The 14,288-nt window shown below is 56.6% G+C and carries 14 protein-coding genes; 6 read left to right on the plus strand and 8 right to left on the minus strand.

Annotated features, from left to right (window positions below):
- The 5 genes from UB23_RS00495 to UB23_RS00515 all read left to right on the plus strand — a co-directional run.
- Window positions 1–1,280 (plus strand): aldehyde dehydrogenase family protein (locus UB23_RS00495; RefSeq protein WP_045057436.1); only part of this gene is annotated, 1,280 nt, incomplete at its 5' end.
- Window positions 1,281–1,343: 63 nt separating this feature from the next.
- Complete coding sequence (locus UB23_RS00500) at window positions 1,344–2,468, plus strand: alkene reductase (protein ID WP_045057438.1); 1,125 nt, start codon at window positions 1,344–1,346, stop codon at window positions 2,466–2,468.
- Window positions 2,469–2,534: 66 nt separating this feature from the next.
- Window positions 2,535–3,518: an LLM class oxidoreductase gene (locus UB23_RS00505; RefSeq protein ID WP_010562391.1), complete on the plus strand. Its 984-nt coding sequence runs from the start codon at window positions 2,535–2,537 to the stop codon at window positions 3,516–3,518.
- 138 nt (window positions 3,519–3,656) lie between these two features.
- A complete protein-coding gene (locus UB23_RS00510; RefSeq protein WP_010562390.1) occupies window positions 3,657–3,962 on the plus strand; it encodes an ArsR/SmtB family transcription factor in 306 nt (101 codons plus the stop codon).
- 412 nt (window positions 3,963–4,374) lie between these two features.
- Entirely contained in the window at window positions 4,375–4,974 is a 600-nt protein-coding gene (locus UB23_RS00515; RefSeq protein ID WP_038443632.1) for a nucleotidyltransferase family protein, read from the plus strand.
- Here the strand turns inward: UB23_RS00515 and UB23_RS00520 are convergent.
- The 8 genes from UB23_RS00520 to UB23_RS00555 form a co-directional block, all read right to left on the minus strand.
- The gene (locus UB23_RS00520; protein WP_045057437.1) at window positions 4,952–5,920 is read right to left on the minus strand and encodes a GTP 3',8-cyclase MoaA; all 969 of its coding nucleotides are present in this window, start codon (window positions 5,918–5,920) and stop codon (window positions 4,952–4,954) included. The genes UB23_RS00515 and UB23_RS00520 overlap by 23 nt on opposite strands.
- On the minus strand, window positions 5,917–6,255 hold the full coding sequence (locus UB23_RS00525; protein ID WP_038443633.1) for a putative quinol monooxygenase: 339 nt from the start codon (window positions 6,253–6,255) through the stop codon (window positions 5,917–5,919). Before UB23_RS00525 ends, UB23_RS00520 begins: the two co-directional genes overlap by 4 nt.
- 28 nt (window positions 6,256–6,283) lie before the next feature.
- Complete coding sequence (locus tag UB23_RS00530) at window positions 6,284–7,489, minus strand: XdhC family protein (RefSeq protein ID WP_038443635.1); 1,206 nt, start codon at window positions 7,487–7,489, stop codon at window positions 6,284–6,286.
- Between the two features lie 13 nt (window positions 7,490–7,502).
- Window positions 7,503–8,723, minus strand: coding sequence for a cytochrome c (locus tag UB23_RS00535; protein ID WP_038443637.1), 1,221 nt, complete (start codon window positions 8,721–8,723; stop codon window positions 7,503–7,505).
- A 10-nt stretch (window positions 8,724–8,733) separates the two neighbouring features.
- Window positions 8,734–10,926 (minus strand): xanthine dehydrogenase family protein molybdopterin-binding subunit, encoded by a 2,193-nt coding sequence (locus UB23_RS00540; protein ID WP_010562383.1) that lies wholly within the window; start codon window positions 10,924–10,926, stop codon window positions 8,734–8,736.
- A 1-nt stretch (window position 10,927) separates the two neighbouring features.
- Entirely contained in the window at window positions 10,928–11,389 is a 462-nt protein-coding gene (locus UB23_RS00545; protein ID WP_010562382.1) for a (2Fe-2S)-binding protein, read from the minus strand.
- A gap of 462 nt (window positions 11,390–11,851) precedes the next feature.
- Complete coding sequence (locus UB23_RS00550; protein ID WP_010562380.1) at window positions 11,852–12,886, minus strand: NADP-dependent oxidoreductase; 1,035 nt, start codon at window positions 12,884–12,886, stop codon at window positions 11,852–11,854.
- 119 nt (window positions 12,887–13,005) lie between these two features.
- Window positions 13,006–13,599, minus strand: a complete 594-nt coding sequence (locus UB23_RS00555) for a TetR/AcrR family transcriptional regulator (protein ID WP_010562379.1) — start codon at window positions 13,597–13,599, stop codon at window positions 13,006–13,008.
- A 406-nt stretch (window positions 13,600–14,005) separates the two neighbouring features.
- Here UB23_RS00555 and UB23_RS28135 point away from each other — a divergent pair.
- Window positions 14,006–14,288: glutathione S-transferase N-terminal domain-containing protein (locus UB23_RS28135; protein ID WP_160298056.1), on the plus strand; the 283-nt coding region annotated here is incomplete at its 3' end.

Below are 14,288 nucleotides of genomic sequence, written 5' to 3' on the forward strand. Positions count from 1 at the left end.
CGCCAGCGGAACGCGCCAATGCGTTGTTGAAGATCGCCGACCTGCTGGAAGCCGATGCCGATCGGTTCGCCGTTCTGGAAACCCTTGATGTAGGCAAACCCATTCGTGAAAGTCGCTCCGTCGACATCCCACTGGCGATTGATCATTTCCGCTACTTCGCCGGCGCAATCCGCAGCCAATCGGATGAGGCGGTCATGCTGGATGAGCAAACACTCAGCATCGCTCTCAGTGAACCCCTCGGCGTCGTGGGCCAAGTGATTCCGTGGAACTTCCCGCTTCTTATGGCCGCCTGGAAGATCGCTCCAGCCATCGCGGCGGGTAACACCGTAGTCATCAAACCTTCTGAGCTAACCCCGGTAACCATCCTTGAACTGGCGAAGATCTTCGCCAAGGTACTTCCGGCCGGCGTGGTCAACATCGTCACAGGCTTAGGCACCTCAGTTGGCCAGGCCCAACTGGATCATCCAGACCTGCGCAAGCTTGCCTTCACTGGCTCGACGCGTGTCGGCGAACTCGTCGCCAATGCGGCAGCGAAGAAAATCATTCCTGCCACCCTTGAACTGGGCGGCAAGTCAGCCAACATCGTTTTCCCCGATGCGAACTGGGACAAGGCCGTGGAAGGCGCAGTCCTCGCCATCCTGTGGAACCAAGGCCAAGTCTGCGAATCCGGCGCACGGCTGTTCGTTCACGAGTCCATCTACGAGCAATTCCTGGCTGAGCTCAAGCATAAGTTCGAAGCTGTGCGTGTGGGTGACCCATTGAACCCAGACACCATGATGGGCGCACAGGTCAGCAAGACCCAGATGGAACGGATCCTCGGCTACGTTGATATCGCCAAACAGGAAGGTGCCGAGGTACTGATCGGCGGCGGTCGCCTTACAGGTGCCGATTACGATGCCGGCTTCTTCATCCAGCCAACGATTCTGGTCGATGTTCGCAACGATATGCGCGTCGCCTACGAGGAAATTTTCGGCCCTGTTCTGTGCGTCATTCCTTTCAAGGATGAAGCGGAGGTCATCGCCATGGCCAACGACTCCGAGTACGGCCTAGCGGGCGCAGTCTGGACCCAAGACATCAACCGGGCGTTACGTGTGGCACGCGCGGTGGAAACCGGACGTATGTGGGTAAATACCTACCATGAGATCCCTGCCCACGCCCCCTTTGGTGGCTATAAGAAATCTGGCCTAGGACGGGAAACTCACAAGTCAATGCTGGAAGCCTACAGCCAGAAGAAGAACATCTACGTCAGCCTCAACGAAGCACCGCTCGGGCTCTTCTGACCTCGCTGATCCATGTTTTTTTGACCTATAACATCGAATATTTTAGATATGCAGGTAAACGAAATGACACAATCAGAACTTTTTAAAACCACTCAGCTGGGCCCATACACCCTCAAGAACCGTATCGTTCTGCCGCCACTGACGCGTTCGCGCAGCTCCCAACCCGGCAATATTGCGAACGACCTAATGGCCACATATTACCGTCAGCGCAGCGGTGCTGGCTTCATGGTGACCGAGGGCACACAGATCGAACCCCGAGGACAGGGTTATGCCTGGACACCCGGCATTCATAGCCCAGAACAGATACAAGGCTGGCGTAAGGTCACCGACGCTGTTCACGCCGAAGGGGGGGTGATCTTTGCTCAACTTTGGCATGTAGGCCGCGTGTCGCACACATCGCTGCAACCCGGTGGTGAAGCGCCCGTCGCGCCATCAGCCATCCGCGCGGACAACGTCAAGGTGTTCATCGAAACTGGCCCCGGCACGGGTGCACTGGCCGACCCATCGACCCCCCGAGCCCTGTCCACCAAGGAGGTAAAGGAACTGGTTGAGCTCTACGCCCAAGCAGCCCGAAATGCTTTGGACGCAGGTTTTGACGGGGTGGAGCTTCACTGCGCGAACGGGTACCTGGTAAACCAGTTCATTTCGGCCCATACCAACCAGCGTGATGATGAATATGGCGGTTCGCTGCAGAACCGTCTTCGCTTCCTGCGCGAAATCACCCTGGCCGTTGCTGGTGTCGTCGGCAAGGAGCGCATGGGAGTTCGCTTCGCCCCGCTGTTCGCGACCACAGACGAAGACCGCGTATACCTTGGCCTGGTCGAAGAAGATCCTCACCAAACCTACATCGAGGCAGTGAAGATCCTCGAGGAAGTGGGCATTGCCTACCTGTCGCTCGCCGAAGCCGATTGGGAAAACGCACCCGAGCTGCCTGAGACGTTCCGGGAAGATGTTCGTAAGACCTTCAGCGGCAAGATTCTCTATGCCGGCAAGTACACCGCTGAACGAGGAAATCGCGTGATAAAAGCTGGCTGGGGCGACCTGATCGCTTTTGGTCGCCCCTTCATTGCGAACCCCGACCTGCCCGCTCGTATCGCCAACAACTGGCCGCTTCACCCAGTTGATCCAAGCAGCATGTACGGCGGTACCGATAAGGGCTACACCGACTACCCGACTTACAAATCCTAAACGCTCAATGCCACGCCCCATAACTCAGGGGCGTGGCTCAGCGTTTGCTGACCGAGGAAGTTAAGCATGTACCAACCGAGCACGATCCCCTACCAAGAGCATAGGGGATTCAAACGAACCTTCAGGCAGGGTCATCTAAGCCTTGGGCTGTTCTTTCCCCTAGAGGCTTTCGAAGGTGATACACCGAGCATGCTAGATCAGGTCGCGCTGGCCAAACGTGCAGAGGCACTTGGTTTTTCGGCGCTCTGGTTTCGCGACGTCCCACTCAGGGACCCAAGCTTCGGCGATGTCGGCCAGGTTTTCGACCCTTGGGTGTATCTGGGCTACATGGCAGCCCATACAACAGAAATCGCACTAGGTACCGCCTCCATCGCCCTTACTTTGCGTAATCCCTTGCACACGGCAAAGGCCGCAGCGAGCATTGATCAGTTGAGCGGAGGTCGCTTGCTCCTGGGAGTAGCCTCTGGCGATCGTCCCGTGGAGTTTCCCGCATTCAGCATTGATCCAGAAAAGCGTGGCGAGACCTTTCAAGAAAACTTCAATGTGATACGCCAAGCCCATCGAACACACTTCGAGCCCATTCGCTGGAGTGGCGGCGAGTTAGTGGGGGCCGACCTCGTTCCCAAACCTACGACTCGGGAAATACCGCTATTCGTAACCGGACACAGCCGCCAGCCGCTCGATTGGATCGCACGTGAAAGCCATGGATGGATCAACTATCCACGTCCGCCAAAAATACAGCGACTGATCGTGGAGGATTGGCGACAGGAAATAGTTAAACAGTGTGGCACTATCTACAAGCCGTTCTTGCAATCGCTTTATATCGACCTGGACGAACACCCGTCCACGCCGCCCTCGCATATCCATCTAGGATTTCGACTAGGACGTAACCACCTTCGGGCCTTGCTGGATACACTTCAGGAAATCGGTGTAGATCACGTCATCCTGAACCTCAAGTATGGTAAACGCCCCGCAGCAGAGGTTATCGAGGAACTTGGCAAGCATATCGTCCCGCAATTCGGCGTCCAGGCTTCTGATAGTGCTGCCTGACAGAGCAACAATACTTCAGCCAGGAGCGGCCAGTCCTTGCAACAGACGGCGGGCGCAGAGGTCACGTCAATACCTTCCATTTTTCTGCGCAAACCCGGAAGATATCTAAATATCGCAAAAAACAGGTATCAACATTCCATGACCATTGACGTCAACGAAGCACTGAAAGCATTGGCAAACCCGATGCGCCTTGCCATCCTCAATTGGCTCAAGGATCCCAGGACAATCTTTCCAGAGCAGGAGGTCGACCCAGAAACGGTAGGCGTGTGCGTCAGTATCATCCAAGAGCGCACGGGCCTCTCGCAGTCCACCACATCGCTTTATCTCGCAGCTCTGCAGCGCGCGCAATTGGTGACATCGCAGCGGATCGGCCCCTGGACCTACTACAAACGCCACGACGAAAATATCGATGCCTTTTTCAAAGCGCTGCAAGAAAAAATCTAAGGCTGAAGAAACCTTGTATTTCTGGCTGATTTCAGTGCTTGCCGATTTCAAAAACAGCAATCTGACCAAGTAACGATCAACTAACCCGTTCATTTATGAGTTTTTAGCCGCAGCGAGCATTTGGTAGCGGGCATACTCTGCATTACGCCCCCATCTCGCCTGGGGTGATCAGCAAATACCGGCCAGCCAGGACATGTGCAGGTTCGACAGATCGAACAACTTGACCTGTGGCGCGGCGTTCTTCACTACCCAGTGGAAACGCACTTTGGTTTCGCCAAACTGTCACTTAATCACTCTGAAACCGGAGCGGTATACGCAAAATACTGCACATTCCAGAGAGAAGCGCGAAGCCTCCTAGTGGTCTTTTACGGCCGACCTTCTTCTTCAGGGGGCAGCATAGGATTTTTTCAACATGACAGAACCGCACCGCAAGCCTGAGTATGTCGGCCTAGTTCTCGCCGCCGGCTCCGGGCAACGCTTCGGCAGCGACAAACGCCTTGCCCAGCTGGCAGACGGCAACAGCCTTTTGCGCGCGACGTTGTTGCGCGCGAAAGAAGCCTTCAGCGATGTTCGAGTCGTATTAAAGGCTGAGGATGATGCAGAGGCCTTGGCTATTCCGCATGGCATTCATCTGGTACGTGCGGCCCACGCCAAACAGGGCATGGGCTCAAGCCTGGCCGCCGGCATCCAGAGCCTGGCAAATACGCAGGCCACTGCGGTGGCGGTGCTGCTCGGGGATATGCCGTGGATTACTCTCGCAACGCTGTTGCAGTTGCGCGCGCATGCGCACGCTGAACATATTGTTGTCGCTTACTGCGATGGCCAGCGCGGACACCCCGTGCTGTTCGGCCGGCGCTTTTGGCCGGAGCTGATGCAACTGCAAGGGGAGAATGGGGCCAAGGCTTTAATCGCCACCCATGCGCAACAGGTGATAGAAGTGACGCTTGCTGATAGGGGCATCCTGCTGGACGTCGACAAGCCGGCCGACCTTAGCCACCCACCGATTTCATAATCAGGGCACTGCCGGTAAAAGTGGCGTCTTGTTTGTCCTGCAGCGCACGACTGAGCAACCCTTTCAGTTGCGGCTGCGCCTGCTCAGTCGGCAGATCCAACAGCGCGCCCATAAAATGTCCGCGATTGGATGATAGGCATCCGTATAACCAGCCCGTAGACGACAACCGCAGACGACTGCAGCTCCGGCAAAAGGGCGCGCTTTCGTTGGCAATAATACCGAACGCCCCGCGCTCGCCCACGCTATAACGCAGCGCAGTGGCATCTAGCGCTGCCTCGGTTTGTGTGAAGACATAACACTCGCCGATAAGCTCCAGCAGCTCGCGCTGGCCGACGAACTGGGTACGAAAAGCCTCTGCATGCTGGGCCAGATGGCCCATGCGCATCAGCTCGATAAAGCGCAATTCGTAGCCCTGCTCCAGGCAGAACGCCAACATGGGCATGACCTGGTCGAGGTTGCTGCCACGCATCGGCACCATATTGATTTTGATGCTCATACCAGATCGACGCGCCAGCTCAATGCCGTTAAGCACAGTCTGCAGATCGCCGCCCTTTGCGATCTTGCGGAAGGCGCGCGGGTCAAGTGTGTCGAGGGACACATTGACCCGCTGGATGCCCGCGCTGCGCAATAACGGCAACTTGCCGGCCAGCAATTGTCCATTAGTGGTCAGGCTGATGTCCTGCAACGCTAGCGCACCGATGCCCTGCAGAAAAGGCTCCAGCCGATCACTCAGCAGCGGCTCACCGCCGGTAATGCGCAGCGCGTCGATACCGGCGACATCCCTGAGCAGTTCGACGGCGCGCAGCATCGACGCGGCCGCCAGCTCATCACGCGCGGCCACCAAGCGGCGGCCATCGGCCACACAGTAGGTGCAGGCGTAATTGCAGGCAGCCGTGAGGCTCAGGCGAAGTTTGCGGAAACGCCGACCCTGTCGATCGACGATCACCCTGCCATGTCCGTGTCGAAGCCAGTGGCTGACTCGCCATCCTCAGCCAACGCCTCCAGCACATAAACCTGACGATCGCTCAGCAGCTCGCCAAGGGCATTGGCCATGGTCGTGTAATGGGGCATCTGCCGATGAAGCGCTATCGCCTCATGGCTTGCCCAGCGCTCGACGAAGACAAACCGTCCGACCTGTTCAATGCACCGACTCAGGACGTAAGACAGGCAACCGTCTTCGGCCCGCGAGGGCTGCACGCAAGCTCGCAGAATCTGCTCGACCTGCTGCTCTTTGCCGCCTTTGGCGGTCAGTATCGCTACAACGCGTATGGTTTGATTCACGCTGATAGGTTCCTCGGTTGATCAGTCGTCAAGGCTGCACGGCGAACCGCCGATAAGCCTCTGCAGCAAAAGCGATTTCGGTTTCGGTCTCGCTAGCGATCAGCACTGGGTCGCTATCATGGATACTCGCGGACCTGAAACGCAGGCTGCCACCATTGCGACCATTGAGCACCGCCTGAATTTCCGCCAGCATCGCCATAGCCACGCTTTCCGGAGTGTCGCCGCCCAGGTCCAGGCCAATCGGATAATGCAAACACGCCAGCCCTGGCAACTCGCCCTGCTGCTCGTGGATACCGGCCAGCAGGCGCTCGGTGCGCTCACGCGGGCCCAACTGCCCTACATAACAGGGCTCACTGTGCAACACTCCCTGCAGCCAGTGCGCGTCTTGCACCAAGCTGTGAGTCATCACCGCCACCGCTGCGCCGCGTACAAGTTCACGGTAGGCGAAAGGTTGCTCAACATCGCCAACCAGCACCTGGTCAGCGTCGGGAAAACGCTCTGCTCGGGCAAAGTGTGACCGCCCATCGATGATTGTCACATGCCAGCCCAAGAGCTTGGCCATGCGCACCAGCGGCTGGGCATCATGGCCCGCACCAAACACTACCAAACGCCGCACGGGCGGCAGGTACTCCATAAGCACTTCAATCTTGCCGGTGCCATTCGGGTAAAGATATCGGGATGACTTTCCACGCACCAAGGTCTGTTGGAGATCAATCCTGATCTGCTCAGCCAGCGCCGACTGCAGCAACTCGCCCTCGGCGCTTTGTCCTGACACTAATAACAGGCGATCACCTAACCGGTGTGAACCATCAGCCGAGCTGGCGATCACCGTGGCGATGGCCGCCGGTTGCTGGGTGTCGCGAACGCCAAGCAACGCAGTAATCAACGCGCAAGGACCACTGGCAGGCAGCCGCTCGAACAATACGTGAACCTTACCGTTGCAGCCCAGCCCGAAACTAAGCGCTTCCTCACTGCCCTCATCCGCCTCGGAGGTGCTGTAGCTACGCAGTGCAGGCCCAGCTTCAGTTAACCACCAGGCTTTTCTGGCGACTTCCGCCTCCAGGCAGCCACCACTGATGGTCCCCTCGGGCCTGCCGAAGCGCGAGACTAGCATCCGCGCTCCTGGTCGCCGATACGCAGAGCCGTCGACTTTTACCACGGTCGCAAGCACCGCTTCTCGGCCAGCATTGCGCTCCGCCAGGAGTACATCCAGCAGTGGAATCAGACAAGACATGAGGCACCTCGGCTCAATGAAGGGACTCGGTACGGCGCTTAGCCACAGCTTGCTCCGATACCTGCGCACCAGTCTCGCCAAAGCGCTTCAGTACGAAGCTGCTCAGCGCAGCCAATTCCTGGTCGGAGTAAATGGTCCCGAACGACGGCATGCGTCGATCTACCCGGGTGTCGGTCGAACCATGCCCATTTAGCAGGATGCCCAGCAAATTACTGGCGGCAGGATCGTTGACCGTCTTTAGACCCCGTAGCATGGCAGTCTGACTCTGGTTTCCGGTCCCGTCCCAGCGGTGACAACTAGAACAGGCTTCGGCGAACAGTTTATTGCCAAGGGCATTGTCGCCCCCCTGCGGTGCAAGCTTAGCCTGCTGCGGACGAGCCACACCTTCGCTGCGCGCCGGTGAGTCCTTGAGATAAACGGCGATCGCGTGACGATCGGCGTCGGTCAGATGGCTCAGACTGTGCTCCACCACCTCCGCCATCGGCCCGGTGGACAACCCGAATCCTGGCGCCGCGCCGTCCTTCAAGTAACGCGCCAGCACGTCCGTGGGCCAGGCACCGACGCCATGTATCGGGTCAGAGCTGATGTTGTAAGCGTTCCAACCCTGTATCAGGTTACCGGCAAGCGAACGGTCTTTGCTGACAGCTTGGAACAGGTTCCGAGGCGAATGGCACTCACCACAGTGGCCAGGACCTTCCACTAGGTATTTGCCTCGATTCCACTCGGTAGAGTGCTGGGCCTCGGTTTCAAATTGCTTGTCGTCCAGGAACAGCATATTCCAGAAAAACATCCCCCAACGCTGATTGAACGGGAAGTTCAGCTGGTTCTCTTGAGCCACCTGCTCGATTGGCTCCAGGCTATCGAGATAGCTTTTGATGGCCAGGATGTCGTCACGCGACATCTTGCTGTAGGACGTATAAGGGAATGCTGGATAGTAGTGTTTGCCATCGCGCCCCACGCCGGTTCGCAGCGCGCTAACGAACTCATCATCAGTCCAGGCTCCGATGCCAGTTTGCTTATCTGGAGTGATATTGGGCGAAAAAAGCGAGCCGAATGGCAGCTTAAATTCGACACCACCGGTGAAGGGTTTACCACCGGGCACGGTATGGCAAGCCACGCAATTTGCAGCGCGCGCAAGATACTCGCCCCTGGCAAGTAAGTCCTCCTGCGCATACGCAAACTGCGCCACCAGGAATCCGCTAGCGAGCAATAGCCAACTTGTTATCAAATTCATGAGTAACTCCTCAAACCGGATAGTAGCCAGCACGGCTAAGTGGTAACCGACGAATGCGCGTACCGGAAGCAGCGTAGAGAGCGTTAACCAAAGCTGGACCGATCAGCGCAGTACCGGCTTCCCCGACTCCGCCCGGTGCTTCCAGGCTAGGCAGCAGGTGCACCTCAACTGCTGGCGCCTCACTTATGCGCAGCTGCCGATAGTTGTGGAAGTTGGTCTGCTGAACCTGACCGTTCTCGATAAGAATTTCGTTGAACAACGAAGCAGACAGACCGAATAATGTCCCACCTTCAACCTGCGCCAAGACCGACGTCGGGTTAGTCGCGAAGCCGCAGTCCACAACACTGATCAAGCGTTTAATGCGCAAGCCAAATTCACCCTGCATCTCAAGCTCAACGAGAGTTGCTACATAGCTGCCAAACACCGAACTTACTGCCACACCCCGACCCTGCCCAGCAGGTAAAGACTGGTACCAGTCACTCTTCTCAGCAAGTAAGCGCAGCACCGCCTGGGCACGTGGCTGGTCCGCCAACAGCTCCAAACGGTAGACCACCGGGTCGGCCTTGGCATTGTGCGCCAGCTCATCAATAAAACACTCAAGGGCATAGGTCCCCCGCAGAGGGCCCACGCCTCGCCACCAGGACACGGGCACGACACTCGGCTCCTGGCGGATATAGCGAACCTGCAAATGCGGCAGGCGGTAGATGGGTTCCACCGCGACTTCAACGGCATCGGCATCCACGCCGCTGGGAGGCAAGCTGCCGGCATAGCGGGCGAGAATCGAGGCACCAGCGATACGGTGTTCCCAGCCCAGCGGACGCCCCTGCTTATCGAGGGCGGCTTGCATACGATCGGCATAGAGCGGCCGATAGAGGTCGTGGGTCATGTCCTCCTCACGGCTCCAGACCAGCTTGATCGGGTAATCGACCTGACGCGCGATGGCCACTGCTTGGGTGATGAAGTCGAACTCCAGACGCCGGCCAAATGCCCCACCGATCAATTGATTGTGCACCTGGATTTTTTCCAAGGGCAGCCCGGTGACTTGGGCGGCCGTCTGTTGGGCGAAGACCGGCACTTGGGTGCCCACCCATAGCTCGCACGCATCTTTACGCACATGGGCCACGCAGCTCATGGGCTCAAGCGGCGAATGCGACAACAGCGCTTGCTCGTAAACGGCCTCGAACTGGCTGGAAGATCCCTGTTTGGCTTGCTCAATATCGCCTGTGCGCTTAGCGACCACGCCATCACGGCTACTTGCGGCTAGCAGCTCCTGGTCCAGTTGCTTTGATCCGATAGTAGCGTTCGACCCAAGTTCCCACTCGATCTTTAACGCTTTGATGGCCTGCTGGCAGGCCCAAAAGTTACTTGCGGTAACGGCCACGGCATTGTCCAAACGCACGATGTCGCGCACCCCTAACACCCGTCGCGCCTCAGTTTCATCAACCGAACGCAGCCGTCCGCCATACACCGGACAGGTGATGCTGGAGGCCACCAGCATCCCGGGGATTTGCAGGTCAATGGTAAAGCGCGCCTTGCCGTTGACCTTCGCGGGCGTGTCCAGGCGTTGCGCGGGAGTGCCCAACAGCTTGAACTGCTCGGGGGTTTTCAGCGGCACCGCGTCGGGCAACGGCAGCGTCGCAGCGGCCTCGACCAAATCGCCGTAGTCAGCCTGCAGGCCTTTGGGGCCAAACACCTGGCCATTCTGCGCATGACACAGGCTCGGCGCGACGCGCCATTGCAGCGCTGCCGCCTGAATCAACAGAATGCGCGCTGTAGCGCCCGCCCGACGCAGCGGCTCCCAGGTGTAACGGGTAGAGGTCGAGCCACCAGTGGCCTGAAACTGAAGCAGGGTATCGGTATACAGTGCGGAGTTCGGTGGGGCCTCCTGGATTACTACCTTATCCAAATCGACCTCAAGCTCCTCCGCCACCATCATTGCAATACCAGTTTGCGCGCCCTGACCCATTTCAATCTTCGGCGAGATCACCGTGACCACGCCATCTGGGCCCACCCGCACAAAGGCCCCGAACCCCTCAGCGGAGCGATCACCCAGCCGGCCTAAGGCAGCAGCCTCGGAGGCAGCGCTTTTGGACACCAACGGCGGTAGCCAGGTACTCAACACCAAGCCGCCGACCGCGATACCGCTGCCTTGCAAGAGACGGCGACGGGACATATCAACATTCATTTCGATTGTCTTCTTCATCTCACGCCTCCTCTACACGGCCAACACTGTGGATGGCTGTGCGAATACGGGTGTAGGTGGCGCAGCGACAAAGATTGCCTGCCATTGCAGCATCAATCGCCTGATCGTCTGGCGCGGGCTGGCTCTGCAGCAGAGCAGTGGCCGCCATGATCTGCCCTGACTGACAGTAACCGCATTGCACCACCTCATGCGCCAGCCAAGCCTGTTGAACGGCTTGACCGACAGCAGTCTCACCGATGGCTTCAATGGTGGTGATTGAGCGGCCCGTCAAAGCAGCAACAGGGGTCACGCACGAACGTATCGGCTGACCATCAAGATGCACGGTGCAAACGCCACACTGAGCAATACCACAGCCGTATTTTGTCCCGGTGAGGCCAAGCACATCGCGTAAGACCCAAAGCAGAGGCATATCCTGCGGCACGTCGACTTGGTGCGACTGTCCATTGATGATTAGCGTTTGCATCTTCATTCCTCAGACTAGTATTTTTAATGCCGACAACCTTAGTTATCGCTTTAATCATGTGGGTGCGGTATGGGAAGCAGGCCAAAACAGCCTCATACGTTCACGAATTAATCCGCCTTAAACGGGCAACCAACCACCCGGCCAGCGGAAAGGAGACAAGCTGGGTGATTGGTACCAATACCAGCACCTCCACCAATACCATTACTGGGAAACTCAAATCACGGGTCAGCGGGGCTAATATACTCAGCACCAACAAAAGCGTTGGGTAAAGCCCCAAGCAGCCAACCAGTACACGCCAGAACGCGGCGTTTATTTGATGCGAGCGCTTACTGCGTGCGTGCATAATCCCCCCACAGGCATTACTTGTACTTAGTGGCCTGGATCTTTTTAAATAAAAAAGCCCTACCAGCAAGGAGCTTGAGCTGGCAGAGCAAAAAACACTGTCATTCCAACAACAGGCAATCAGTCTTCACTTACCCGAACCACTAGCTTGCCAAAATTACGCCCCTCTAGCAGGCCGATAAAGGCCTTAGGCGCCTCCTCTAGACCACTCACCAATTCTTCACGATACTTAATCCGGCCCTGCGCAAACCAGCTTGACATATCGTTAAAGAATTCGTCGTAGCGGTGCGCGTAATCATCAAAAATAATGAAGCCTTGGACTTTAATACGCTTACGCAGAATAGCCCCCATCAAGGCAGGCGAGCGATCTGGCCCGTCGGGTAAAGCGGTATCGTTGTAGTGCGCAATAATTCCGCAGACCGGCACTCGGGCCTTGGCATTGAGCAGCGGCAGCACAGCATCGAAGACTTTTCCACCGACATTCTCGAAGTAAATGTCGATACCCGACGGGCAGGCCTTGGCCAGTTGCTCGGCGAAGTCCGGCGCTCGATGATCGAGGCAGGCGTCGAAACCTAGCACCTCGACAGCATGCCGGCACTTTTCCGCCCCTCCGGCCACACCGACCACGTGACAGCCCTTGATCTTGCCGATTTGCCCGACAGTCGCACCGACCGGCCCGGTAGCAGCCGCCACCACCAGCGTTTCACCCGCCTGCGGCCGACCAATATCCAGTAAGCCCATGTATGCGGTGAAGCCTGGCATTCCAAATATGCCCAATGCATAAGACGGCTGCGCTGGCGAATCGCCCAAAGGGGTCAGGTCGCTGCCATCAGACAGCGCATAGTCCTGCCAACCACTAAAAGACAGCACCCAGTCATTCACTTTATAGGCATGATGCTTTGAGGCAACCACACGACATACAGTGCCCCCCACCATTACTCCGCCCACTTCGACAGGAGGGGCATAGGACGGCGCATCACTCATGCGACCACGCATGTAAGGGTCTAGCGATAGATAGATAGTACGCAGAAGTACCTGCCCCTCTGCGGGTTCAGGAATTGGACCTTGTTCAATAAGAAAATTCGCTTCGACAGGCGCACCATGTGGACGCGATGCCAGAACAACGCTTCGATTGATTTGCTTTGATTGAGACATCTTCACACTCCTTGGATGGCGGGGAAAAACAACCGCATCAACGGAAAAATTAGACCAGTCTGCTATTTTTCACATAAAAAAGCCACCCTACCGAGGCGGGAGGGTGGGCGATCTCGTAATCACGCCTCCTCAGGGACCAGCATCATCAGAGTAGTAGCCATGGCATTTTCTAGCGACCGACTGTTACGGTGCAGCTTGCTCAGCAGGCTTGCACCAAGCCAAAGCTGGTATAGCGCCAAGGCCGTTCGGTAAGCATCACCTTGCGGCAAAGAACCGTCTAGTTGACCCTGCTCAAGACAGCCAGAAATACGTTCAATTATCTGATCTGTTCCGTCACGGAGAGTGAGGCGCATAACCTCCGAAAGATCTGCAACCTCAGCGCTCAGTTTAACTACAAGACACTTTTGCTCATCGCAGGGCTTACAATAGCTTTCAAGCCATTTCTGCCAATATCCCATAAGCCGCTCACGGGCTGTATTGCCGGTAGCGGCAAATCGTTCATCCATGTTCGCCAGATAATTGCGAAAGTAATCCTCGAGCAAGCACTGCCCGTACTGCTCCTTGGATTTGAAGTAATGATAGAACGAACCTTTTGGCACACTTGCGGCTTGCAGAATCTCGTTAAGCCCAACACCCGTGAACCCCTTAACCACCATCATTCGGTGACCCGTATCGAGCAAATGTTGGCGCGTATCATCGTAACGTGGTTTCATCAGTGCAAGCTACCATAAAATAGACCAGTCGTCTATGTGAGATTTTTGCTCCAGAGATTGTAGCAATTGTTGATGGCCGCCGCAGGTCTAAACACCAACCCACGCTCGGCATCCTCATAGCGCCGCAGTACACGCAAAGAACCAATCCTAAGCCTCCCAAAGCTCCTTGGATTTCTGTGGGCGCACTCCTCTCTCGCTAGAAGACAAGCATCGAGATGCAGATCTCAAAGGACTCGGAGCGGACCGTAAGTGCTATCGGAGCATTAAGCCCACCAGAATAGTAGACTGGTCGCATATTGACAGATACAATTTCTTGCCTACTCGTTGCGAGTCCGCAAATTAACTATCGATAGCCTCAGACAATGCACATTTCCCTTACCGAGATCACTCAGAAGGCGTAAAAATGATGATAAAACTTCACCACCTCAATGACTCAAGGTCGTTTCGTATTCTGTGGCTGCTGGAAGAAATAGGCCAACCATATGAAATTATTCGGTATCAGCGTGATAAAAAAACACATCTAGCCCCCGAGACACTGAGGGGCATTCACCCCCTAGGCAAATCTCCAGTTATCGAGCTTGATGGAAAAATAATTGCGGAGTCAGGCGCGATCGCAGAAATCCTGATAAAAAAATTCGCACCTCATTTAGCACCAACAGAAAGCTCTGCAGAATACCTTGACTACTTAC

The sequence above is a fragment of the Pseudomonas sp. ES3-33 genome (assembly GCF_000952175.1).
In the GTDB taxonomy this organism is placed as follows: domain Bacteria; phylum Pseudomonadota; class Gammaproteobacteria; order Pseudomonadales; family Pseudomonadaceae; genus Aquipseudomonas; species Aquipseudomonas gregormendelii.